At 67.4% G+C, this 23,479-nt stretch carries 23 protein-coding genes, 1 tRNA gene and 2 pseudogenes; 17 read left to right on the forward strand and 9 right to left on the reverse strand.

Annotated features, from left to right (window positions below; genetic code table 11):
- Window positions 1-1,665: 1,665 nt before the first annotated feature.
- The 4 genes and pseudogenes from ABFX55_RS50040 to ABFX55_RS36375 all read left to right on the forward strand — a co-directional run bounded on the left by ABFX55_RS50040 (window position 1,666) and on the right by ABFX55_RS36375 (window position 6,610).
- Entirely contained in the window at window positions 1,666-3,150 is a 1,485-nt protein-coding gene (locus tag ABFX55_RS50040; RefSeq protein WP_428834779.1) for an ice-binding family protein, read from the forward strand.
- Window positions 3,151-3,582: 432 nt separating this feature from the next.
- On the forward strand, window positions 3,583-4,953 hold the full coding sequence (locus ABFX55_RS36365; RefSeq protein WP_346127436.1) for a hypothetical protein: 1,371 nt from the start codon (window positions 3,583-3,585) through the stop codon (window positions 4,951-4,953).
- A 665-nt stretch (window positions 4,954-5,618) separates the two neighbouring features.
- Window positions 5,619-6,458 (forward strand): annotated as a pseudogene (locus tag ABFX55_RS36370) (helix-turn-helix domain-containing protein).
- Between the two features lie 17 nt (window positions 6,459-6,475).
- A complete protein-coding gene (locus ABFX55_RS36375; RefSeq protein ID WP_346127437.1) occupies window positions 6,476-6,610 on the forward strand; it encodes a hypothetical protein in 135 nt (44 codons plus the stop codon).
- Between the two features lie 89 nt (window positions 6,611-6,699).
- Here the strand turns inward: ABFX55_RS36375 and ABFX55_RS36380 are convergent.
- Window positions 6,700-6,772: transfer RNA gene (locus ABFX55_RS36380), tRNA-Ala, on the reverse strand.
- A gap of 89 nt (window positions 6,773-6,861) precedes the next feature.
- Here ABFX55_RS36380 and ABFX55_RS36385 point away from each other — a divergent pair.
- Both ABFX55_RS36385 and ABFX55_RS36390 read left to right on the forward strand, forming a co-directional pair.
- Window positions 6,862-7,404, forward strand: coding sequence for a hypothetical protein (locus ABFX55_RS36385; RefSeq protein WP_346127439.1), 543 nt, complete (start codon window positions 6,862-6,864; stop codon window positions 7,402-7,404).
- A gap of 329 nt (window positions 7,405-7,733) precedes the next feature.
- Window positions 7,734-7,862, forward strand: a complete 129-nt coding sequence (locus ABFX55_RS36390) for a hypothetical protein (protein WP_346127441.1) — start codon at window positions 7,734-7,736, stop codon at window positions 7,860-7,862.
- A 320-nt stretch (window positions 7,863-8,182) separates the two neighbouring features.
- Here the strand turns inward: ABFX55_RS36390 and ABFX55_RS50045 are convergent, their stop codons facing one another.
- The gene (locus ABFX55_RS50045; protein WP_428834780.1) at window positions 8,183-8,470 is read right to left on the reverse strand and encodes an LppU/SCO3897 family protein; all 288 of its coding nucleotides are present in this window, start codon (window positions 8,468-8,470) and stop codon (window positions 8,183-8,185) included.
- 76 nt (window positions 8,471-8,546) lie between these two features.
- A complete protein-coding gene (locus ABFX55_RS36395) occupies window positions 8,547-9,194 on the reverse strand; it encodes a DUF4352 domain-containing protein (protein ID WP_346127443.1) in 648 nt (215 codons plus the stop codon).
- 245 nt (window positions 9,195-9,439) lie between these two features.
- Here ABFX55_RS36395 and ABFX55_RS36400 point away from each other — a divergent pair, with 245 nt between their 5' ends.
- Complete coding sequence (locus ABFX55_RS36400; protein WP_346127445.1) at window positions 9,440-10,087, forward strand: hypothetical protein; 648 nt, start codon at window positions 9,440-9,442, stop codon at window positions 10,085-10,087.
- 223 nt (window positions 10,088-10,310) lie between these two features.
- On the opposite strand, the gene ABFX55_RS36405 is transcribed toward ABFX55_RS36400, so the two are convergent.
- On the reverse strand, window positions 10,311-10,751 hold the full coding sequence (locus ABFX55_RS36405) for a hypothetical protein (protein WP_346127447.1): 441 nt from the start codon (window positions 10,749-10,751) through the stop codon (window positions 10,311-10,313).
- Between the two features lie 84 nt (window positions 10,752-10,835).
- On the opposite strand from ABFX55_RS36405, the gene ABFX55_RS36410 reads away from it, so the two are divergent.
- The 3 genes and pseudogenes from ABFX55_RS36410 to ABFX55_RS36420 form a co-directional block, all read left to right on the forward strand.
- On the forward strand, window positions 10,836-11,249 hold the full coding sequence (locus ABFX55_RS36410) for a TIGR03668 family PPOX class F420-dependent oxidoreductase (protein ID WP_346127449.1): 414 nt from the start codon (window positions 10,836-10,838) through the stop codon (window positions 11,247-11,249).
- Between the two features lie 24 nt (window positions 11,250-11,273).
- The gene (locus tag ABFX55_RS36415; RefSeq protein ID WP_346131363.1) at window positions 11,274-11,711 is read left to right on the forward strand and encodes a GntR family transcriptional regulator; all 438 of its coding nucleotides are present in this window, start codon (window positions 11,274-11,276) and stop codon (window positions 11,709-11,711) included.
- A 12-nt stretch (window positions 11,712-11,723) separates the two neighbouring features.
- Window positions 11,724-12,056: pseudogene (locus ABFX55_RS36420) on the forward strand (UTRA domain-containing protein); the annotation flags it as partial.
- Window positions 12,057-12,148: 92 nt separating this feature from the next.
- Here the strand turns inward: ABFX55_RS36420 and ABFX55_RS36425 are convergent.
- The 3 genes from ABFX55_RS36425 to ABFX55_RS36435 form a co-directional block, all read right to left on the reverse strand.
- The gene (locus tag ABFX55_RS36425) at window positions 12,149-12,610 is read right to left on the reverse strand and encodes a hypothetical protein (protein WP_346127451.1); all 462 of its coding nucleotides are present in this window, start codon (window positions 12,608-12,610) and stop codon (window positions 12,149-12,151) included.
- A gap of 101 nt (window positions 12,611-12,711) precedes the next feature.
- The gene (locus ABFX55_RS36430) at window positions 12,712-13,440 is read right to left on the reverse strand and encodes an HAD-IA family hydrolase (protein WP_346127453.1); all 729 of its coding nucleotides are present in this window, start codon (window positions 13,438-13,440) and stop codon (window positions 12,712-12,714) included.
- Between the two features lie 19 nt (window positions 13,441-13,459).
- Window positions 13,460-13,579, reverse strand: coding sequence for a DLW-39 family protein (locus tag ABFX55_RS36435; RefSeq protein WP_312895735.1), 120 nt, complete (start codon window positions 13,577-13,579; stop codon window positions 13,460-13,462).
- A gap of 245 nt (window positions 13,580-13,824) precedes the next feature.
- On the opposite strand from ABFX55_RS36435, the gene ABFX55_RS36440 reads away from it, so the two are divergent.
- The 5 genes from ABFX55_RS36440 (at window position 13,825) to ABFX55_RS36460 (ending at window position 19,205) form a co-directional block, all read left to right on the forward strand.
- Window positions 13,825-15,177 carry an MFS transporter gene (locus ABFX55_RS36440; protein ID WP_346127455.1) on the forward strand — a complete coding sequence of 451 codons (1,353 nt, stop codon included), beginning with the start codon at window positions 13,825-13,827 and terminating at the stop codon, window positions 15,175-15,177.
- A gap of 179 nt (window positions 15,178-15,356) precedes the next feature.
- The gene (locus ABFX55_RS36445; protein ID WP_346127457.1) at window positions 15,357-15,638 is read left to right on the forward strand and encodes a metal-sensitive transcriptional regulator; all 282 of its coding nucleotides are present in this window, start codon (window positions 15,357-15,359) and stop codon (window positions 15,636-15,638) included.
- A gap of 33 nt (window positions 15,639-15,671) precedes the next feature.
- Complete coding sequence (locus ABFX55_RS36450) at window positions 15,672-15,884, forward strand: heavy-metal-associated domain-containing protein (RefSeq protein ID WP_183653068.1); 213 nt, start codon at window positions 15,672-15,674, stop codon at window positions 15,882-15,884.
- Window positions 15,881-16,951 (forward strand): hypothetical protein, encoded by a 1,071-nt coding sequence (locus ABFX55_RS36455; RefSeq protein WP_346127458.1) that lies wholly within the window; start codon window positions 15,881-15,883, stop codon window positions 16,949-16,951. The genes ABFX55_RS36450 and ABFX55_RS36455 overlap by 4 nt, the downstream gene beginning before the upstream one ends.
- A 31-nt stretch (window positions 16,952-16,982) precedes the next feature.
- Window positions 16,983-19,205 (forward strand): heavy metal translocating P-type ATPase, encoded by a 2,223-nt coding sequence (locus ABFX55_RS36460; protein WP_346127460.1) that lies wholly within the window; start codon window positions 16,983-16,985, stop codon window positions 19,203-19,205.
- Here ABFX55_RS36460 and ABFX55_RS36465 read toward each other — a convergent pair.
- Window positions 19,101-20,345: an MFS transporter gene (locus ABFX55_RS36465; RefSeq protein ID WP_346127462.1), complete on the reverse strand. Its 1,245-nt coding sequence runs from the start codon at window positions 20,343-20,345 to the stop codon at window positions 19,101-19,103. The genes ABFX55_RS36460 and ABFX55_RS36465 overlap by 105 nt on opposite strands.
- On the reverse strand, window positions 20,346-20,780 hold the full coding sequence (locus tag ABFX55_RS36470) for a carboxymuconolactone decarboxylase family protein (protein WP_346127463.1): 435 nt from the start codon (window positions 20,778-20,780) through the stop codon (window positions 20,346-20,348).
- Window positions 20,781-20,860: 80 nt separating this feature from the next.
- On the opposite strand from ABFX55_RS36470, the gene pdxR reads away from it, so the two are divergent.
- Both pdxR and ABFX55_RS36480 read left to right on the forward strand, forming a co-directional pair.
- A complete protein-coding gene (gene pdxR, locus ABFX55_RS36475) occupies window positions 20,861-22,243 on the forward strand; it encodes a MocR-like pyridoxine biosynthesis transcription factor PdxR (protein ID WP_346127464.1) in 1,383 nt (460 codons plus the stop codon).
- Window positions 22,244-22,257: 14 nt separating this feature from the next.
- The gene (locus ABFX55_RS36480) at window positions 22,258-23,472 is read left to right on the forward strand and encodes an MFS transporter (RefSeq protein WP_346127466.1); all 1,215 of its coding nucleotides are present in this window, start codon (window positions 22,258-22,260) and stop codon (window positions 23,470-23,472) included.
- The last annotated feature ends 7 nt before the right edge of the window (window positions 23,473-23,479 follow it).

Below are 23,479 nucleotides of genomic sequence, written 5' to 3' on the forward strand. Positions count from 1 at the left end.
AACACTCAGGAGTCGGCTACGGAGGAAAGGGGAGATCGCATGGGCAGGTTGATCGTTATCGCTGGAATCGAAACAGCGTGGGCGGTTGGCACGAGTGTCCTGGCCGGTCTGCCCCTCCTGACCTGAGCCGACGAACCTGCACATCTTGTAGGCACCCTTGCTGCTCTGCTCGAACACGGCCCGAGTACGGCCCAGGTTCTGACCGGCCCCAGGCTGCATGGTGACGTGGCGGCGGTAGTCGCGCCACTCCGTGCGCTTGTTGCGCAGGAACAGATGGGGCAGGTGCTTGCGCTGCGGCGATACCCGTACGATGCCCCCTGGCCTGGACGTTACCCCTCGACGGATCTCGGCGTTTCTCACGGACTCTCCGGCTCGTGTGCCCTACTTGTGCCCCGCTCGGGCTTCCCCTTGCTCACCCTCCTGACGGGCACGCAACGGACGCGGCACCGGCGTCCTACCCAAACCGCATTAGCAGCTCGGATCTTGCCCGTCCCGATCGGTTCCACCTGGTCCATCTGGCCGCGACAGTCTCCATGAGACGGCTTTGTACGGGACCGGATTGCACCCAGAACTGCAACTACACCAGCCCTATTGCCGTGTGATCGCGAAGCGCGGATCCAAGATGACGACCACCAATGCAGCTATCGCTCAGTCCCGGCCCACCCAGTCGACACGCGCGTGCTCGATGCTCGAGTCATGGAGACGGCTTCTCAGACAGTCTCGGTGGGTGACGACGGTATGGCTGCCAGGGCCGTCAGCGCTCCTGACATCCATGACCACGCCGTCGCCTCCCAGGGGAGTGCAGACCATCTGCTAATCAGTGCCCTGGCAGGCAACCTCAGCGCCGATCAGTCCTGTCAGGCGATCCCGTTGCTCAGGCGGAGGAGCTGGAGATGACCTGACAGGGCCGATCGCAGCCCTCTTGTGAGGATGATCGCCAGAGTCCTCTCTCGCCGGAGACGGTTAAAAGCTGTCCGCGTTGGCATCGGTTCGCCACGGTAACCAAAAATGTGGCTCATGCCGCAGTTCTTCGGCTGGCCGATTAGCGCCCGCTGCGCCTTCAGGTAGGGCGAAACGACCCCTTTGCTGGCGGGTTCGCCAACTATGCCCTGGCGGCCGTCCGGTGACTCCAGCGGATGGCTACACGTGGTCGTGGCTCCCGACAGGACGTCAATGACACGTCCATTCTCCCATCGACATCAGCGTCGCGCGGCCCAATAGGCGCATTCGGTGGGTTTTGAACCTTAGAATGCTAAATGCCCTTTTTAGTAGCTTTACGACCATCCAAAGTGGGCAAAGTATCTGAAATCGTTCATAAGTGTCCTAAGGGGCGACAGGCAAGTATTTGGCGATTACTATATGCCGTTTTAGCGGTCGGCATTCCGCAATTGTGGACGTCTCCGGATAGTGTGGCGAATCGCGAGGTAAGGCCTCTCGGGCTTCACGAACCACCAATCGCTCTACGGGGGCATGTTCGGTTGGTGATGACTCGCGCAGCCGGACGTCTTCGCCCTCTGCAGGCGCGACGGTCGGATCTATCCCATGCCCTTACATAGGAGACTGACGTGCTGAATGAAAGCTATCTCTATGCACACATTTCTTAGCCGACCTGGATTTTCCCGCGTGGCAGCGGGTCTCGCGATTCTCCTCGTCCTAGGTGTGCTCATGGTTGCGCAATCCAGGGAGAGCGCCGCGCAAGTAGCCCCAGTCGACCTGGGAACTACCGAAAGCTACTCGGTTCTGGGTGGGAGCGCGGTCACCAACACCGGGCCCACCATCCTCGGTAGAGACCTGGGCGTGAGTCCGGGTCCAGCTACCTCAGTAACCGGATTCCCTCCCGGCATAGTGCTCGGGACGCAGCACCTCAACGATGCCCACGCAGCTCAAGCACAATCCGACTTGGTCATCGCATACAACGACGCCGCCGGCCGAGCTCCGACCGCCACCGTCTCCGGCGATCTCGTCGGTCAGACACTCACTGAAGGCGTTTACGCGTCCTCAGGGCCTTTGGCGCTGAGCGGCACGCTCACCCTCGACGCGCAAGGAAATCCCAACGCCGTCTTCATCTTCCAGATCGCCTCGACGCTCATCACAGCATCAGCCAGCAATGTCAATCTGATCAATGGCGCTCAAGCGTGCAACGTCTTCTGGCAAGTGGGCAGCTCCGCGACGCTGGGAACGGGCTCCCACTTCGTGGGCAACATCCTTGCTCTGACATCGATTACGGTGACAACAAACACCACTGTCGACGGCCGAGCACTGGCCCGTAACGGCGCAGTCACCCTCGATAGCAACGTCTTCACCGTCTCTGAATGCGACACATCGACGCCGACTCCGTCGCCCACGCTGTCGCCGACGATGAGCCCGTCGCCCACGCTGTCACCGACGATGAGCCCGTCGCCCACGCTGTCACCGACGATGAGCCCGTCGCCCACGCTGTCACCGACGATGAGCCCGTCGCCCACGCTGTCACCGACGATGAGCCCGTCGCCCACGCTGTCACCGACGATGAGCCCGTCGCCCACGCTGTCACCGACGATGAGCCCGTCGCCCACGCTGTCACCGACGATGAGCCCGTCGCCCACGCTGTCACCGACGATGAGCCCGTCGCCCACGCTGTCACCGACGATGAGCCCGTCGCCCACGCTGTCACCGACGATGAGCCCGTCGCCCACGCTGTCACCGACGATGAGCCCGTCGCCCACGCTGTCACCGACGATGAGCCCGTCGCCCACGCTGTCACCGACGATGAGCCCGTCGCCCACGCTGTCACCGACGATGAGCCCGTCGCCCACGCTGTCACCGACGATCACACCGACTCCGAAGCCCACCAAGCCCTGCAAGCCCGGCCATCACAAGCCTGACCATCACAAGCCCGGCTATCCGAAGCATGATGAGCAGAAGACTGACCATCACAAGCCCGGCTATCCGAAGCATGATGAGCACAAGGCCGACCATCACGAGCCCTGCTATCCGACGTCTGGTGATCACGAGCCTGGTGATGACAAGCCCGGCGATCACATGCCCGGCCTCGAGCAGGGTCGCCCATGGTGGGGCCCGTTCCCGACCGACCCTCAGATTCCCGGCCTCGAGAAGATACGCCCATGGTGGGACAAGTTCCCCAGCTATCCGATTCCCGGCCTCGGGTAGGCCCGCCCATGGTGGGCCCCAATCCCGGCCGGATCATGGAATACCTATGAGTAACCGGCTAGGTGTTCCGGCCCGCTGGCCGGACTGAGAATCACGAAAGGCCCCGCCTCTGGAACCGGAGGCGGGGCCTTTCGCCGTTCGGCGTGTGGATCCGGACGGCAAGAAGAACGGCATCTCTCCGTGAACTGGCACCGTGCGGTCAGCTCAGGGCGCGGTGCTGAGGGTGCCACTGGTTCGTGTTGCTGAGCCGCCGTCCCCCACCGAACGTGCGGCTCTCATCACATCCGACGCTCTTGTACCGCTTCATAGCTCATCGCAGGGCGCTCGAACTGCGGGTTCGAACCGGCTTTAGGCAGATACCAGCCGCCTTGTGATGTTGCCAGGCCGTGTCTTTGGCTCTCTCTTGAGCGGCCACCAGCAATGGTCTGAAGCGTGAGCATCAGAGTTGAAGAGCGTCCAGAAGTCCACAAGCCTGCCAAGGAAGACAATCGCCTGGCCGCCAGGGTCGAGACAGGCTTGATCATCGCAGGGTTCGTCGGCATGCTCTTCCTCCTGCCGCGTCTGGAGTGGGGTGACGGCTCGATCCGCTACTTCCAGCTGACGGGTCTGCTCACGCAGGGGACGGTGCCGGAAGAGAAATACTCGATGATCGGACCGCTGTTCTCGACGCCGCTCTGGCTGATCGGGAAGCTCGTAGAGGCGCCGAGTTGGTGGACGCTGCGCTACAACCCCCTTCTGCTCATGGGGGGAGTGGCGTTCGTCTGGTTCGCGCTGCGTGACCGACTGCCCCGGCCGCTCCTACGGCGATTCATCCTGCTGTTGGTCTTCGCGTCGATGTTCGCCCACCACCAGCTGGGATACAACGGCGAGGTCTTCACCGCGATCCTTGTTCTCATCGGAACCGTTGCGCTCCTCGGGGGCAGAACGCGGTCGGCATGGCTCACGGTCGCCGTCGGGGTCGCCAGCACCCCCGCCGCTCTGCCCGCGATGGCCCTGATGACCGCCAAGTGGATCTGGGACGTCCGGCGACTGCGCTGGGTACTGGCGGTGTGCGCGGCGGTCGCGCTGGTGATGGCGGAGGCGTGGCTGAGGCGTGGCAGTCCACTCGAGACCGGCTATGAGGCCGACAACCAGGGGCGCCGCACGATCATGCCGTACTCAGGCCTGCCAGGCCTCAGCTATCCGATCTTCTTCGGGGTGCTGTCGCTGATCTTCTCCTTTGGCAAAGGCCTCCTCTTCTTCGCGCCCGGACTGTTCCTGCCCGTCAGGCAGCGCCTGCGCCACCTGGCCGCCGGACGGCAGCTCTACGATCTATGGCTGGCGTTCGTGATCGGTCTGCTCCTGCTCTACGGGATGTACTGGTCGTGGAGCGGTTCATCGTTTTGGGGACCGCGGTATCTGCTGTTCGCGGCGGTTCCTGCGGCGTTCGCGCTGGCCGTACGCTGCTACCAGTCGGATGCCTCGGCCCTGGCCGACCTCGTCACAGTCGTGGTCCTCGGGCTGTCGATCTGGGTTGGACTCAACGGGGCGGTGTTCGGAGACGTTGACGTTCCCAAGGTTTGCTGGCCTGACGGGGCCGGCCACTACGAGGCTCCGATCTGCTTCTACACGCCGGAGTTCAGCGCACTGTGGTATCCGTTCGTCGCGGGTATCAAGCTCCTGACCGTCGGCCAGTGGATCTACCTCGGTTACGGCCTCGCTGTGGGCGCCTATCTGATGGCTGGGCCGTTGCTGCGGATCGCCGGACACCTGCACACCTGGGCGATCCCGGCGGCAGCCCGTGTCAGGGCCTTTCACTGGTAAACCCGGAGAAGCGAACTGTCTCGGCAGGAGAACACAGCGCTGATGGTGTCCGGGGATACGGCACATGTCCCGGAGCTTGAGTGTCCGCTCCGGACGGCTCCCCCTGTCTGATCTTCCCATCACCGTCATCCCACCCGTCAGGGAAGCGGGCCAGGGGCCAGTGGTGGAGGTGGAGCTCCCCGCTGGAAGAACGACCTTCACCACTGGCCCCTGGTCTGCTGGGCTTGTCCTGGGGTGATGGTGACGGGACGATCAGACTTCCACCTTGGTCAGTGACCGCCTGGTGCTCGTCGCGATCATCCTTGATCCCGAGGCCCCCGCCGGAGGCATAAAGGACTAAGTCTGTTCGAAGTAGCGCGGCCGGCGGAATGCCGTAGGCACCCGAAGGGCGAGCGCAAGCGAGTTCGGCCGGCGGCGTCACGGCGGAGAGTCATAGCCGTTGCTGTGCTGTTGAGATCAGTAGATTTGCTGCGCTCGTACCTCTGCGCGGTCCGAGTGGCGGGTGCGCGCGAGAACGGCCCCCAGGCCGCACGCGCAGCGTGCGGCCCGCAAGCTCGGGCCGCGTGGCGGCGCGGAGCGCCGCCCTTGATACCTATGAGAACAATTCGGCAGTGATCCGGATCAGCGTCTGAACCGATCGCCTTGCGGGTGGTAGAACGCTGGATGTGGACGATCGTCGGGACCGCCTGCGGGCACTGGGTGAGTTGCTCCGACGGCTACGCAAGGATGCCGGCCTTACAGGGAAGGATCTGGCGTCGCGGGCTGGTGTGACTCAGCCGACGATCTCGCAGATCGAAACGGGGCAGTTGCTTCCGCTGCCTGAGACTGTTGAGCGTCTCGTTGAAGCTCTGGAGCTTTCCCGTGAGGCGCGAGTCGAGTTGGACGGTCTCCTCAAGCGCCTGCGGGACGAGGTCTCGCGGCTGAAGGGTGGCTTGGCGGGTCGGGAGCCGGCGAACGCGGCCCGCGTGCGAGCGGCGCATCGGGTGGCCTCGTTCCAATCGGCAATGATTCCGGCCCTGCTCCAGACGGCCGAGTATGCGCGGTTGGCCCTCTCGATTGGGAGAAACGTCGACGAAGAGGCCGTGTGACGGGCCGTGGCTGTACGCGTCGAGATGCAGAGCATTCTCTTCCAGCCGGAGCGGGAGTTCTCGTTCGTCCTCACAGAGGGGGCTGTGAGGACGTGGCCAGGGCCGGCGTCCCTGATGCAGGCACAGATTGATCGACTAGGTCAGGCGTCGACGCTGCCGCACGTGCAGGTCGGTGTGGTGCCCTGGTCGGCGCAGGTGCCGCGCTTCCCCCTCCACGGGTTCACGATCTTCGATGGCTCGGCCAGCATGGTGGAGAGCCTGACTGCTGAGCAGACCTTGACCGACGTCGATGACGTACGGGTTCACGGGGAGACCTTCGACGCGTTCGCGAGGGTCGCCGTCTACGGGGAGGAACTGCGAGCGCTGCTCGGTCGCATCGCCACAGAGTTCCGGCAACTCGACTCTCAGTCGAAGTAGCCTCGATCCGCGAGCTGATGACCCGCATGGGCCACTCCAGCACGCGCGCCGCGATGATCTACCAGCACTCCACCGACGAACGCCAACGCGAAGTGGCGCGCAAGCTCGACGACCTCGCCCGAGGAGCACTCAAGAACCGATCGGGCACGTGACGGGCACGCCTCCCGAATTCCTCCCAGACACAAAGAAGCCCAGGGTAGACGATCATGTCTGACCTGGGCTTTTTGCAGGTGAAGAGAGGTGGAGCCTAGGAGATTCGAACTCCTGACATCCTGCTTGCAAAGCAGGCGCTCTGCCAACTGAGCTAAGGCCCCTCAAAAACGCGTCTGACTTGCGGAAATGCCCGCGCGGTGCAAATCGCTCCGGCTGCACACCGTATCAACAGCATAGGCTTTCTCGCCACTTGGTGCTCCGCACTTCGACCCCCAGGCGTCGCCTGGGCTGTCCCTGGAGGCCCTCATGTCTGGCAACCTCGATTCCGCTGTCGACACGCACCCGCCGAGCACCACGCGCGGCCGCCGCCACCGGCGCCGGCAAGCCTTCGCCCAAGCGCTCGCGCCGCCCGGCGGCTCAGCCTGCGGGCGTTCCGCTCGCGCAGATCATTCCCTCCTGGCGGCTGGCCCTGGAGGAGGCCGACAAGAGCAAGCGCACCCTGGAGGCCTACATCGGCTCGGCGAACGACCTGCCGGCCTACCTGATCGAGCACGACCTGCCCACCGACACCGAGGGCGTGGAGAACACCCACATCCGCGCCTTCCTCAAGGCCGAGATCGACCGCACCAGCGGAGTCAGCGCCCACAAGAAGTATCGGGCCCTGGCCCGCTTATGGAAGTGGATCATCGCCGAGGGCGATCGAGAGCACGCTGATGGCGACCGTACCCAATCCACGTACCTGGACCGTGGGCGAGTTGCTGACGGCCGCAAAGATCAACACCGACGTTCGTGACGCATTGAACTTCCTGCTGTCCCCGCCGCGAGCGCTGCTACAGATGCAGGCGACTCCCCGGCGCTTCCCTCTGGGAGCTGCATCTCGATCGACTGGGACAACTTGCAGTACGACAACGACAGCGGGCACAGCAACAGCTCGGGCCCAAGCCGATACACCGCACAGCCAGCCGGCTGGTTCGAATGTCACACAGTGTTCGCATTCTCCAACAACGCCACGGGTGGCAGGGGCGCATGGTTCCGTAAGAACGGGACCACGATCCTGCCAGGAGAGCACATCGGCGATGCTGTCGACGGCCAGGCTACGGGCAGGCCTCCACCACCACGTTCGTGCAGCTTGCCGTAGGTGACTATCTGGAAGTCCTGGGCTTTCAGGACAGCGGAGCCAGCCTCTCCGTACTGGAGATGTTCGACAACTCCCCGTCATTCCTGTCGGTGAAGTGGACGGGCAAGAACTAGACGCGCAGTCATCGCCATGATCAGCCGCTCATCCAAGTCGTTGATGGTAAGCCGCCCTCCACATGGCCGTCTTGGAGTAGTTCTGCATGCAGCAAAGTCGCGGTCCGCCTCACACGCCAACGTGATGGAGGTGGGATTCCACATCGAACAGCAGTCAGCAAAGACCGAGCAACAGTCAGCAAGGCGCTTTCACGGGCCGCAGCTTCTTGCGCTTGCCAACGGTGCCGGTTGCGGGCGGAATGCCAGACCTATCTAGCATGTGGTCCAAGGTGATCGACGGGAGGCTGGCAAGTGATGCCCGGTCCGCGTCGTCCAACCTGTCATGGCGTCCCGATACAGCGGCCCTCTCCATCGTATTCCCGCATGGCGTGGGTGCCGTTGGGGCAGTCGGTGATGCTGAGCGACGAACCTCGCAAGATTTTCAGTATTTTCCTGTCTGCGTCGGGCGATGTGCAGTCAACGACCTCATAGTTCCCCTTCTTATCCTTGAAGCACTCTCCTTCCTCAGCACCGTATCCGCTTCTAGAGCAGCTGGCGCTAGCAAGGACCAGCAGAAACAGTGATGCGAGCAGAGCGAGGCGGGGAATCAAGCGAGCTCCAAAATACATGATTGTTATTTGTGGATATACGAGTCTGGCTGGAAGCTTGGCAAGATCACCAGCCCCCTCAAGGGTGAGCTCCCGATCAGTTGAGCAGCCATTCGCCCTTCTGGTCGGCGAAACCGCTGTTCAAGGCGAACTGGAACTTCACCAGCACCGCCTTCTCCGGCACCTCGAACACGATCACGCCCTTGCGGCTGTCGCCCGGGCTCACCGTCACCGACCCTCCGAGGGACGGGCCTTCGCTGACCTGGCTCACGGTGGAGTCGTACTGCTGCCCTTCGCTGTCGATGAGGCGGGCGCCGTTGGAGGGAGCATCGCTGTACACGGCCTGCCCCGTCGGGTTCAGCGTCACTTGGACGGCCGCGTAGCGGTAACCCGTCTTCGGCTTCAAGAAACTGTTGGCGGAGGTGGCGGTGGCGAACACCTGGTTGACGGTGACTGCCACCTGCAGCCCCGGGTCCCTACCCGCCAGGGTGATGGCTTCACCGACCCGCGCGGCCGCGGCTTGGCTCGGTGGCGACGAGGTGGGGACGCCGGCTGGATCGGTAGCTCCCGTCTCGGGAGCTGCCTGCGTGGCCAAGGTCGGCTGCTGGCTAGGGGCGCTCAGATCCACCCTGGCTTTCGGCTCGTCTGCTGTAGTCACGACCCGATCGGCGTTGCCGCCGATGGTGATGACCACCGCGGCGCAGCCCGCTAACAGCAGCAGCGGCAGCCCGACAGCCAACAGCACGATCACACCTATGTTGCGCTGAGGCGGCGGGGGCGGGGGCGGCTGGTAGCCGTATCCGGGCGGCCGCTGCTGGTGGCCATACCCGTACGGCTGCTGGCCATGGGGTGGCTGCTGGCCGTAGGGGTCCTGTGGATAGGACACGGCGTCTCCAAGTTGTCGATTGGTGATCGGAAGTCGGTTCACACGCTCGGTTGATCTTCACGCGGGTTAGTGGAACGTGCAAGGACCACGAGAGAGGAGCCCGCGTGATCGAGCAGTCCGGCGGCGTCGACGTCGCCCTGGCCGCGTTGCGCGGCATCGTCGAGACCGGCTTCGCCCGGCTGGACGGCCAGATCGCGCTCGTCATCCAGCGCCTGGACCACGTCGATGCCCGCCACGCCGACCTCGTGCGCCGCGTAGAAGAGGACAGCGCCGCCACAGCCGCCGGCACCAAGGCGGTCGAGGAGCGCCTCGACGCGCTCGAACGCACCACGGTCACCCGCGACGAGTTCGCCGAGCGCAACCGGCGCCAGATCATGAACATCAGCGTGCTGTTCGCGGGCGTAAGCGCATTGATCACGCTCATCTGTGATCAGCAGGTGCCAGCGGCCAGGACCGTACACATCCACGATCAACATCGCGACCATTCCGCCATCGGGGTAGACCTCTGGCACGAACCCGGATCGGCACCGCCGCAAGAAGTCGTCCCACGCACCCGAGTGCACTTCGACCACGTGCCTGGGCAGCGTGGTCTCCCGGATCCGGACTCTGCCGGACTCGCAGTCCTGGCAGACCTCGATGCAGTTGCCCTGCGAGTTGGAGAACCGCAGCCAGCCCTCAGGACTGACAATCGGGCGGAGGCCGAGGTCGTACGGCCTCATGACAGCGCCACCCCTCGCCCGTCCACGACGTGATGGGGACTGAGCGCCCGCGTTGCGTGCGGCGGTCGGTCAGGCGCCGCCCGAGCTCGCCGCGGTCGTCGGCGGCCGCCGCCGGCGCCTACCCGTCCGCCTCCCGCGAGATGGCGATCGCTGGCGTGTGCTCGCCTCGAGGGGGAACGGATGCTGTGGTCTGGGTGCGCTCGGTGTACGGCGCGCGACGGCCTGGCCAAGGACCGGCGGGCTCGCGGTCGCTTCGTCAAGCACCAAGCACCGCGGCGCCGAGCTCGTCGACGAGCTCTCGCTCCACTTCGGGGTCGTCAGCAGCGGCCGCCGACAGCCCCAGCTCGGCCTCGACATCGTCCAGCACCTCGGTGATCTCCTCGACCAGCTCGACGGTGGCGCGCGCACACTGGTGGTCGCGGATCGGCTGCGCGTCGGACATACGACGGCGGTGCAGGCCGAGGGATACGTACAGGCTCAACCGCTCGGCCATCAGCTCGGCCGATGGGACCACGTACTCGTGCTCGCCGATCACGTCGCAGCCGTGCAGGTAGGGCGGGTGCCCGCACCTGGCACAGCCCATGGCCAGCGGCGGGTGCTTCTCGCTGTAGCAGGGCTCGCGCACCGTGACGACCGGCGTAGAGGCAGCGCGGCGCCTGGTTGGACGGGCCTCCAGGCCGAACGCGAGGGCGGTCATTTGCATATACAAATTTGCCTGTGGGCCGTGCGGATTTGTATATGCAAGCGGATCGTCCAGAAATCCTGCTGGTTCAATGGGGAGATGGACGAGACTCTTGCCCGAGAGAGGTTCGTGGCAGCGCGAACCGCCAAGCTCGCGACAGCAGATGCCGAAGGCGCACCGCACCTCGTCCCGATCGTGTTTGCCGTCGAGAGCAACGTGATCGCGTTCGCCGTGGATCACAAGCCAAAGAACACGATGAACCTGCGCAGACTCAGGAACATCGCCGCCAATGAGCGCGTATGCCTGCTCGTGGACCATTACGAGGAGGACTGGGAACGGCTGTGGTGGGCACGAGCGGACGGCAGAGCTTCGATGGTGGAAGACCCCGCCGGCCGGTCCCGATGGATCGACCGCCTGGCCGAGCGTTACCACCAGTACAGGGATCACCCGCCAGAAGGCCCTGTCGTCGCGATCACGGTCGACCAGTGGAGAGGATGGTCCTACAGCGAGTAGCGCAGAGGGAAGGGAGCGAAGGTGATGGCCGCCGAAGCGTTGTTCAGTCGTATCGCCGATGACCTTCGGAGGCAGATCGTTACGGGCGAGTTGGCTCCTGGTGAGCGGCTACCGACAGAGCACGACCTGGCGGCGCGGTACAGCACGACGCGCGCGACCGTGCGCAAGGCCTTGGCTGTCCTTCGGAGCGAGGGTCGGATCGACAGCTCCCAAGGCAGCGGTTCGTACATCAAACGTCGAGCGCCAATCCTCATGCAGTCCACCGGCGCCGTCCGGCGATCTCGGCGCAGGAGCGGTGCGCCCAACTTCAACGCAGAGATGACCGCTCGGGGTCTTGAGGCGAGGCAGGAACTCCTGCGTGTGGACACGATCACAGCGGCGCCCGAGATCGCAGCACAGCTCGGACTCGACGAAGACACCGAGGTGATCGTTGGGCGACTGATGTTCACTGTCGAGGGCTAGCCGGTCCAACGAACGGATGGCTACTACCCCGCGAGCATGTTCGCCGCGACACCTATCAGCGAGGCCCGTCGGGTCCGGGGCGGCGTGGCGGCCTATATCGAGGACGAAATGGGGCGGCGGATTTCCCAGTTCGTCGAGCGCCTCAGCATGCGGATGCCCTTGCCGGAGGAGATCGCGATGCTGAAGCTGGGCCCGGGTGTGCCGGTCGTTAACGTGCAGCGACTGGCCCGAGATACCGAGGGGGTTCCGCTCGAGTTCCTCGACTCCGTTGTTGTCGGCGATCGATACATCTTCGAATACGTGATCGATGTCGATGCTTCCGAGGACGGCACCACCAGTAGCTGACGGCAACTTGCGCCGCCGCTCCTGTCCAGGCAAGGCGGCCTGGGCGACATCCCATGCGGCACAGGCCCCCACCAAGGCAAGGCGCGCCCTGATCAGCGGAAGGCGACAGGACCCAACGACCCCAAGCCGAGGTACAGCCCGAACGGCCTGAAGAATTCGGAGGAGGCAGGATCCGCGCCTGCCTGGTTCGGGCGCGAGGGTGAGGGCGAGGGCGAGGGCGAGGGGGCGAGCGAGAACGTGAGGGAGGGCGTCTTCCCGGCTCCTTCCTCCCTGCACGAGAGTCCGAGGACCGAGCTGGGGTACCCACCGGCGTAGCCGGACACCGTCCTGCCCGGCGGGATGCGGCAGAGGTAGCCGGACGACTCGGAGTCGTTCGGAACGATCCTGAACTCGGTCAGGAGCTCACCGGTGGTGGGCGCTCCCTCGTAGGACTCGCAGTGCACCCCCATGATGGCGAAGGACACGTCCTCCTGCAGGATCTCGAGGCACCCGTAGGTGGGAGTCGCGGCGTGGGCGGGGGTGGCGAACAGGCTGGCCGTGCCGAGGACAAGCACAGCGGAAACGTGCGGAAGACGCATGAGGCACCTCTCACAGGTGAGTCCGTGGTGATCAGTGAGAGATCACGCAACGCGGTCTACCCGACTACAGAGAGTGACTAACCACGCGCTTTCGCAATCTGTGGGTCATAGTTGTGCTCTCCCCCGAGGACCACCTCGGGGAGCTCCGCCAGCGCGTGGAGCAGGTGCGTGGCGCCGCCGTTCACCAGGCGGTCCCGGCTGTGGACGCCGGTCATCAGGCCGCCCACCACCGAGGCCCCCGATCTTCGCCCCGCCAGCATGTCGTTCTCGGAGTCGCCCACCACCGCGACCTGCCTGACGTCCTCGATCCCCAGGCGGAGCACCGCGTGGAGGATCATGTCGGGCCATGGACGCCCGCGTCCGGCGTCTTCGGGGCAGATGGCGAGGTCGACCTTGTCGTGCCAGCCCAGCACGCTCAGCACCCTGCTCAGGGTCGTTCTGCTGAAGCCTGTGACTAACGCGACGTGGAGCCCCGCGCCCCTGAGTTTGTCGAAGACCTCGACGACTCCGGGCATGGGGACGAGACCCGCCCGCTCGATCGCGCCCTCGTAGGAGCGTTCGAACGTCAGGTTCGCGGCCTGTGCCTGGGCCTCGTTCCCCGGGAAGATCCCGCGGAAGACTTCGATCTTCGGGCACCCTCGGGACCGGTGCACGTGGACCATGGCCCGCGCGTACGCACCGGTCCCTGGGACGATGCCCTGGGTGGCGATCGCCTCGGCGAAAGCTCGTTCGACCGTGGCGATGTCGCCGATCGTGGTGCCGGCGAGGTCGAGACAGACCAGCTTGATGGGGCCGATGTCGGTCATACCCTCGTCGCCACGATCGTTAGTTCTCGCTGCCGGTTGCCTCGGTCCAGAGGTCGAGCTCGGCGCGGTCGGCCTGAACCTTGCGCCAGATGAGCAGCCCCCCAAGGGCGAGCAGCGCCAGAACGAGCACCTTCTTCACGGTGTGACCCCACTTCTTCGACGGTCTCACCTGCCGGGGTGAGACAACGCCCGGTTGCAACGGTTGCAAGGCAGCCTAGCAAGGCTTGGCCGTGCTCCCCCGGGTGCGGACCTATCCAGTTCTACCCAATCTTCCGATACGACGGTACGCACAGCCACGCCGAAGGGTTTGCAAACCCCCTAGGGGTATGTTACGTTCACCGGCGTCAAAGATACCCCCAGGGGGTACTGAGCAGAGGAGTGGACATGCCGCAACACAACAGGTGGTGGGCGCTGGTCGTGCTCGCCACCGCGCAGTTCATGGTGATCATGGATACGTCGATCATCGGCGTCGCCCTTCCTGAGATGCAGCGTGACCTCGGGTTCAGTCCGGGCGGGCTGCAGTGGGTCTTCAACGCCTACGTGGTCGCCTTCGGCGGCCTGCTCCTGCTGGGCGGCAGGCTGTCCGACCTGTTCGGCGCCCGCAAGATCTTCACCATCGGCTGGGTCGTCCTGACCGCGGGCTCGGTCGTGGCGGCCTTCGCCACGTCCGCGTGGGTGGAGATTCTCGGGCGCGCCGTCCAGGGTGTCGGCGGGGCGCTGATCGCGCCCGCCGCGATGACGCTGCTCATGATGCTGTTCGGGCACAACCCGCGCGAGCTGGGCAAGGCCATGGCCCTGTACGGCGCGGCCGCCCCCGCGGGCGGTACGGCGGGCGTGTTCCTCGGCGGCGTCATCACCGAGTACCTCAGCTGGCCGTGGGTGTTCATCGTGTACATCCCGATCGGCCTGATCACCCTCGCGGCCATCCCGGCGCTGCTGCCCGCCACGCAGGGCAAGCGGGGCTCGGTGGACGTGTTCGGCGCGATCACCGTTACAGCGGGCATCGCCCTGACCGTCTACACCATCGTGAAGGCCCCCGAGCAGTCGCTGACCACGACGCTGATCGAGGCCGCGGGCGCGATCGTCCTGCTCGTCGCGTTCCTGCTGACCCAGCGCAGCGTGCGCGAGCCGCTCATGCCGCTGAAGATCTGGAAGACCCCCGGCCTGGCCCCCGCGAACCTGGCGATGGCGCTGCTCGGGGCCGCCTGGATCCCGATGTGGTACTTCCTCAACCTGTTCCTGCAGCAGGACCTCGGCTACGGCGCCTTCGCCAGCGGCGCGGCGCTGCTCCCGATGACGGTCGCGGTCATGATCTTCATGATCGGCATCACCGCGCGGCTGCTCGGCCGGTTCGGCGCCAAGCCGCTCATCGTGCTCGGGCTGGCCGTCCTGGCTGTCGGCGTCGGCGGTCTGGCCTTCAGCGGCTCGGCCTTCCTGCCTGCGAGCCTGGTCGCCGCGGTCGGGATGTCCCTGGCGTACATCCCCGCGATGATGTCGGCGCTGTCGGGGGTGCGGCCCGAGGAGAGCGGGCTGGCCTCGGGGATCGTCAACACCACCTACAACGTGGGGTCGGCGCTGGGACTGGCCGTCATGACCGCGATCGCCACCTCGCAGGAGAACGGATTCGACGCCGCCTTCGTCGGCGCGGGCGTGGTGGCCGCGGCGGGCGCGCTGCTCACCCTGGTCCTCATGCGGCGGCCGGCGCAGGTCCCGCAGGAGCAGCCCGCGCGCGTCTAGATCCCCCCGTACGGCAAGCCGCCGAGTGCGCCACCCAAGGCGCGTGGCCGGCCTCCGTCCAGGGATACGGCAAGCGAGCGCACGGGGCTGAGCCCCGTCACGGAAGGCAAAATCATCAGACCCGTGGAATACCCTAGGGGGGTAGGGTGTTATGCTGAAGGAAGAGAGAGGCGGGGACCATGGCTGGATACACCGGCACCAGGCAAGACCACCTCCGGCGGCTGCGCCGGATCGAGGGCCAGGCGAGAGGCCTTCAGCGCATGGTGGAGGACGACAAGTACTGCATCGACATTCTCACCCAGGTGTCGGCCACCACGAGCGCCCTTCAGTCCTTCGCCCTCTCCCTGCTCGAGGAGCACCTGGCCCACTGCGTCGCCGAGGCCACCCTGAAGGGCGGCCCCGAGGCCGACGCGAAGGTCAAGGAAGCAACCGAAGCCATCGCCAGACTCGTCCGTTCCTAGCAGTCCGCACACCAAGCACCGAGGAGATATGACATGAGCACCGCCACCTACACCGTCAAGGGCATGACCTGCGGCCACTGCGTCAGCTCGGTCAAGGAGGAGGTCGGCGAGGTCTCCGGCGTCACCGGCGTCGAGGTCGACCTGGCCAGCGGCCTGCTGACCGTCGAGAGCGACAGCCCCGTCGAGACCGACCGGATCGTCGCCGCGGTCGAGGCCGCCGGATACGAAGTGGCGGACCGGTCGTGAACACCCCCGCCAAGCTCGTCACCTACGTCGCGGGCCTCGCCGTCGTCTTCGGCGCGGCCCTCGGCGTGGGCAGCGCGGTCGGCGAGGTCGGCGAGGTCGGCGCCCCTCCCCAGGCTTCCGCGTCCCGCGAGAGCGCCGGCCAGAGCACGGACGGTGGCGCGGGCCGCGAGAGCACGGGCCACGGCGAGAGCACGGGCCACGGCGACCAGAACGGCGACCAGAACGGCGACCAGAACAGCGCCACCACGAAACCCGCACAAGCAGCTGCACAGGATACCCCCGGGGGGCTCCAAGTGTCCCAGAACGGCTACACCCTCACCCCGCTCACCGCGACGATCAAGCCCGGCGAGCCCACCGACTTCGCCTTCACCGTGACAGCCCCCGACGGCAGACCCGTCACCGACTACCAGGTCCAGCACGACAAGAAGGTCCACTTCATCGTCGTCTCCCGCGACCTCACCACCTTCCAGCACCTGCACCCCGAAGAAGGCGCCAACGGCGTCTGGACGGTCAAGCTGACCCTCCCCGAGGCCGGCGTCTACCGCGCCTACGCCGACATCCTCCCCACCGGCGCGAGCGCGCTGACCCTCGGCACCGACCTGTTCGCCGCCGGCGACTACGCCCCCAAGGCGTTGCCGCAGGCCAGCCGCACCGCCGAGGTCGACGGCTACACTGTGACCCTCGACGGAGACCTGACCCCAGGCAAGTCGAGCAAGCTGACGCTCAAGGTGAGCAAGGACGGCAAGCCGGTCACCGACCTGCAGCCCTACCTCGGCGCCTACGGCCACCTGGTGGCGCTGCGCGCGGGCGACCTGGCCTACCTCCACGTCCACCCCGACGGCACGCCCGGCGACGGCAAGACCAAGGCCGGCCCCGAGATCGTCTTCTACGCCGAGGTGCCCAGCACCGGCGACTACCGCCTGTTCCTCGACTTCCAGCACGACGGCACCGTACGGACCGCGGACTTCACCGCCCGCGCAGGCGCCGCGACGGCGGCGGCCAGCCCCACGGCCAGCCCGTCGGCGAGTCCCGCCTCCGACCACGACTCCACCCCGCACGGCCACTGACGCAGGAACGCGACGTAAGAAAGGAGAGGTGATGTCTCCCCTCACCGACGACAAGCCCCACGGCGCCGTCGAACTGTCCATCGGCGGCATGACCTGCGCGTCCTGCGCCAACAGGATCGAGCGCAAGCTGAACAAGCTCGAGGGCGTGACCGCAACGGTCAACTACGCGACGGAGAAGGCGAAGGTCACCTTTCCTGAGGGAGTCGACCCGCAGGAGCTGATCGCGACCGTGGAGTCGGCGGGCTACACCGCTGCGCTGCCCGCCCCGCCCAAGAGCGAGACGGCCGCCGGCGAGCAGGAGCCGGAGGACGAGCTCCGCCCACTCCGTAGCCGCCTGATCACCTCCGTGGTGCTGGCAGTACCGGTGATCGCCATGGCGATGATCCCGCCGCTGCAGTTCACCAACTGGCAGTGGCTGTCGCTGACGCTGGCCGCGCCCGTCGTGGTCTACGCGGGCTGGCCGTTCCACAAGGCCGCCTGGACGAACCTGCGCCACGGCGCGGCGACCATGGACACGCTGGTCTCGATCGGCACCCTGGCCGCCTTCGCCTGGTCGCTGTGGGCGCTGTTCTTCGGCACGGCCGGCACGCCTGGCATGACGCACCCGTTCGAGTTCACGATCGCCAGGACCGACGGCTCGGGCAACATCTACCTCGAGGCCGCCGCGGGCGTCACCGCGTTCATCCTGGCGGGCCGCTACTTCGAGGCCAGGTCCAAGCGGAAGGCGGGCTCCGCGCTGCGGGCCCTGCTCGAGCTGGGCGCCAAGGACGTCGAACTGGCGGACGGCCGGCGCATCCCCACCGACCAGCTGAAGGTCGGCGACAGGTTCGTGGTGCGTCCCGGCGAGAAGATCGCCACGGACGGCGTGGTCGACGAGGGCACCAGCGCGGTCGACGCCTCGATGCTGACCGGCGAGTCGGTCCCGGTGGAGGTCCGCCCTGGCGACGCGGTGACCGGCGCGACGGTCAACGCCGGCGGGAGGCTGATCGTCCGCGCCACCAGGGTCGGCTCCGACACCCAGCTGGCCCAGATGGCCAAGCTCGTGGAGGACGCGCAGACCGGCAAGGCCGAGGTCCAGCGGCTGGCCGACAGGATCTCCGGCATCTTCGTCCCGATCGTCATCGCCCTGGCCATCGGCACGCTCGGCTTCTGGCTGGGCACCGGCGGCGGCGCGGGCGCGGCCTTCACCGCCGCGGTCGCGGTACTGATCATCGCCTGCCCCTGCGCTCTGGGGCTGGCCACGCCGACCGCGCTGCTGGTCGGCACCGGCAGGGGCGCCCAGATGGGGATCCTGATCAAGGGCCCCGAAGTGCTCGAGTCGACCAGGAAGATCGACACGGTCGTGCTGGACAAGACCGGCACGGTCACCGAGGGCAGGATGACGCTGACCGGCGTCCACCTGGCCGAGGGCGAGGAGCGCGAGGAGGTGCTGCGCCTCGCGGGAGCGCTGGAGCACGCCTCGGAGCACCCGATCGCGCAGGCCATCGCCCGCGCCGCCGATTCCAAGGCGACGGTCGAGGACTTCGCCAACGTCGAGGGCCTCGGCGTGCAGGGCGTCGTCGACGGGCACGCCGTGCTCGTGGGCCGCCCCAGGCTGCTGGCCGAGTGGTCCCAGCACCTGCCCGAGAAGCTGACCGAGGCGCTGGAGCGCGAGCAGGCGGCCGGCCGTACCGCCGTGGCGGTCGGATGGGACGGCAAGGCGCGCGCGGTCCTCGTGGTGGCCGACGTCATCAAGTCGACCTCCAAGGAGGCGATCCAGCAGCTGAGGGCGCTGGGTCTGACTCCCGTGCTGCTCACCGGCGACAACGAGAAGGTGGCGAGGTCGGTCGCGGCCGAGGTCGGCATCGACGAGGTCATCGCCGAGGTCCTGCCCGCCGACAAGGTGGACGTGGTCAAGCGGCTGCAGGCCGAGGGCAAGTCGGTCGCCATGGTGGGCGACGGCGTCAACGACGCCGCCGCGCTCGCCCAGGCCGACCTGGGCCTGGCGATGGGCACGGGCACCGACGCGGCGATCGAGGCCTCCGACCTCACGCTGGTCCGCGGCGACCTGCGGGTGGCCGCCGACGCGATCAGGCTCTCCCGCAGGACGCTGGCCACGATCAAGGGCAACCTGTTCTGGGCCTTCGCCTACAACGTGGCGGCGCTGCCGCTAGCCGCGCTCGGGCTGCTCAACCCGATGATCGCCGGTGCCGCGATGGCCTTCTCGAGCGTCTTCGTGGTCACCAACAGCCTGCGTCTTCGCGGCTTCAAGTAGGCCCCAGCGGACGGCCGGCGTCATGGCGGCGCCGGCCGCCGCGAACAACGCCCCGAGCACCACCCAGCCCGGTGTGCCCCAGCCGATGACGAGGCTGGTGAGCAGCACCGGGCCCGCCATTCTCGCGATCGCCGTGCCGGTGCCGAAGAAGCCCTGGTACTGCCCCTGCTTGCCGGCGGGAGCCAGCCCGAAGCTGATCTCCCAGGCGCCCGAGGAGAGCATCATCTCCCCCAGCACCAGGAGCAGCGCCGCCGCCAGCAGGACGAACACGGTGTGCCCCTGCGAGAACACCAGGCACGAGGCGAACAGCACCAGGCCCGCCAGCCGTACGAAACGGGAGGCGGAGGCCAGGTCGCGGACCCTGCGAGCGACGCGCACCTGGAACAGCACGACGCACACGGTGTTGAGCACCAGCACGGCGGAGACGGTCCAGGCGGGCGCGTCGGTCCGCTGGACGATCCACAGCGGCAGCACCAGGCTGATCAGCGGCCTGTAGAGCAGCATGACCGTGTTGAGCAAGGTGATCACGGCGTAGGGCCGGTCCCTGAGCACGGCGAGGCGCGGCTCCCCCTTCACGGCCGGCACGCCCGCCACGGCGGGCACCAGTGCGAGCACCCCCGCCGCGACCAGGTAGCTCGCCATGTCCACCGCGAAGACCGTGAGGTAGGCCGCCGAGGTGTCGAAGTGCAACGCCAGGGCGCCGAGCCCGGCGCCGACCGCGATCCCCGCGTTGAGCGTGGACTGCAGCACCGCCCGCACCCTGGTGCGCTCGGCGGGCGGCACCAGCCCCGCCAGCAGCGCCTGCTGAGCGGCCGACAGCCCGCTCTGCGCGCCGGCGTAGAGGCAGACGGCCAGCACGAACATCGGGAAGGAGCGCACCACGAGGAACGTGCCGACCCCCGCGCCCGTCGCCACCGCCAGCAGCACCGCGACGCCGCGCGGCCCCCTCCGGTCGGCCAGGTTCCCCAGCGGGACGCCCGCGACGGTGCCGAGCGCCCAGCCGATGGTCAGGCCGAGGCCGATCTCGAAGGGGGACAGGCCGACGATCCTGGCGAAGTACAGCGTCGAGGTGACGATGTAGGCCCCGTCGCCGATCGAGCTGGTGAGCTGGGCGACGGTGAGGACGCGGCGGGGATTCATCTACTTGAACGATTCCGGGGTCATGTGGGTGATCACGCCGATGCGGTTCCACGCGTTGATGGTGGCGATCTGGACCACCAGGGCGGCCAGGTCGTCCTCGGCGAACACCTCGGCCGCCGCCGCCCACACCTCGTCGGACACGCCGCCCTCGCTCAACCTGGTGCCCGCCTCGGTCAGCGCGAGCGCGGCCCGCTCCTGCTCGGTGAAGCAGGGCGCCTCCCGCCAGACGGCCACCGCGTTGATCCTGGCGTCGCTCTCCCCTCCCTGTTTGGCGTCGGCGCTGTGCATGTCCACGCAGTAGGCGCAGCCGTTGATCTGGCTGGCGCGCAGCCGTACCAACTCGAGGAGGGGCTTGGGCAGCCCGCTCTTCCCGATGACCTTCTCCAGCCCTGCCATCGCCTTGTAGGCGTCCGGGAGCATTGTGCCGATTTCCATCCTTTGCGTCATGAGGAGAGGTTAGAGGCGAGGGTTGGCCGAGTGTAAGCTCCAATTCTTAGCGATCTGATTGGGCCAAGATGGACTTCCACATCAGCCTCGAGGGCAGGGGTGAGCTCGCCGCACAGATCTACCGGCAGCTGCGCGACGCGATCCTCGACGGACGGCTCAGGCAGGGCGAGCGGCTGCCGCCCACGCGGGAGCTGGCCCGCGGCCTCGACGTCGCCCGCAACACCGTGGCCGTCGCCTACGAACGCCTCACCGCCGACGGCTTCCTCGAGGGCAGGGCGGGCGCGGGCACGTTCGTCAGCGCGCCGGTCAGGCCCTCGACGCAGCGCAGGGCGCCACACGGGAGCGGCGTAAGGCCGCGTGGGGTGTGGAGCGAGATCGCCGCGATGGAGATGAGAAGGAGCCGGCCGGCGTTCGACTTCAGGGTGGGCACCCCCGACCTGAACCTGTTCCCGCTGGAGAGCTGGCGGCGCCTGGTCACGCGCGAGCTGCGGGTGACGGCGGCCGGCTATCTCGCTCCTGAGGGGCACGAAGGGCTGCGCGTCGCCATCGCCCGCTATTTCGGCGTCTCACGCTCGGTCCGGGCGGCGCCCGACGACGTGATCGTCACACAGGGCGCCCAGCAGGCGCTCGACCTGGTCGGCAGGGTGCTGATCGAGCCGGGTGACTGCGTGGCGGTGGAGGAGCCGGGATACCCGCCCGCGCGGCGGCTGTTCCACTCGCTCGGCGCCCGCGTGGCGGGGGTGCCCGTCGACGCCGAGGGCCTGGACGTCACGGCCATCCCGCGCGCGGCGCGGCTGGTCTACGTCACGCCCTCGCACCAGTTCCCCCTGGGCACGCCGATGTCGCTGGCCCGCCGTACGGCGCTGCTGTCCTGGGCGCGGCAGCGCGACGCCGTGGTGATCGAGGACGACTACGACAGCGAGTTCCGCTTCGAGGACCGTCCGCTGGAGCCGCTGCAGAGTCTGGACCGCAGCGGCAGGGTGATCTACGTCGGCTCCTTCTCCAAGACCCTCGCCCCGATGCTGCGTCTCGGCTTCCTCGTCGCCCCCGCCTCGCTGCAGCCCGCGCTGCGCGTCGCCAAGCAGCTGACCGACTGGCACAGCGAGACGACCGCGCAGGCGGCGCTGGCCAGGTTCATCGACGAGGGCCTGCTGGCCAGGCACGTGCGCAAGGCGACCAGGCAGTACGCGGCCAGGCACGCGCTGATCGGCGCGTTCCTTCGCGAGCACCTCGACCTGGTGCCGTCTGCCGCCGGCCTGCACCTGTGCGCCAAGGGAGAGGTGGATCCCGCGCGGGCCCCCGAGGTCGCGGTCGAGAGCCTGCCGAGCTACTACGCGGGGCCGTCCGAGCAGGGCGTGGTGCTCGGCTACGGCGGCATCCCGCTGGAGCGGATCGGAGAGGGACTGCGGCGGCTCGTTCCCGCGCTGCGGGTGAGACCATTGTCCCTTTGATACCTGGGGGGACTATGGCGGGCGATCTCGGCCTGCTTCGCGATCGCCGTTTCGCGTTGCTGTTCTCGGCCAGGACCGTCTCGGTCCTCGGCAGCTCCTTCGCGCCCGTCGCGCTGGCCTTCGGCATCCTCGAACTGCCCGGCGCCACGGCCACGACCCTGTCGGTCGTCCTCGCCGCCGAGGCGGTGCCGATGGTGGTCTTCATGCTGGTCGGTGGGGTGATCGCGGACCGGCTGCCCAGGAACAGGGTGATGTTCGCGGCGGACACGATGAGCGCCCTGGCCTTCGCGGCCCTCGGCGTGATGCTGCTGAGCCGCTGGACACCCATGCCCGCGCTGGTGATCGTCGCGGCGATCAGCGGCATCGCGGTGGCGATGATGTGGCCCGCGCTGGCCGGCATCATCCCCGACGTCGTGCCGCCCGAGCGGCTGCAGACAGGCAATGCGCTGCTCGGCCTGGGCGCCAACTCCGCCCGCGTGCTGGGGCTGGTGCTGAGCGGGGCGACCGTGGCGCTGATCGGCGGCGGCTGGGCGCTGGTGGTCAGCGGGCTGATGTTCGCGGCGGGCGCAGGGCTCATCGCGGTGCTGCGGCTCAAGCCCGTGGAGCGGCTGGCGGAGGAGAGGCACTCGGTGCTGGCCGACCTGCGCGACGGCTGGAAGGAGTTCGTCTCGCGGCAGTGGCTGTGGGTGGTCGTCGCCCAGTTCTCCGTGCTGGTGATGGCCATGCAGGCGGCGCACGGCGTGCTCGGCCCGCTGCTGGCCAAGCAGAGCCTCGGAGGGGCGCCCGCGTGGTCGGCCGTGCTGGCGGGCGAGGCGGTCGGGATGATCGGCGGGGTGGTGGTCGCGATGCGGCTGCGGCCCAGGCGGCCGATCTTCCTCGGCACGTTGCTGACGCTGCCCACGGCGCTGCCGTACCTGCTGCTGGGGGTGGGGGCGCCGTTGTGGACGGTGGTGCTCGGCGCGGTGATCATGGGCGTCAGCATGGACGTCTTCGGGGTGCTGTGGCAGACCACGATGCAGCGGGAGATCCCCGCCGAGTCGCTGTCGCGGGTCAGCTCCTACGACGCGCTCGGATCGCTGATGTTCGGCCCGATCGGCCTGCTGGTGGCGGGCCCCGTCGCCGTCGCGATCGGCCCTGGCCCCGCGCTGGTCGGCTGCGCGGTGATCGTGGTGGTCTGCGGGCTGGCCGCGTTGACGTCGCCGGGGGTGCGCGGCCTCACCTCGCCGTGAGGCCGCG

The organism is Nonomuraea roseola (assembly GCF_039535395.1).
Lineage (GTDB): Bacteria > Actinomycetota > Actinomycetes > Streptosporangiales > Streptosporangiaceae > Nonomuraea > Nonomuraea roseola.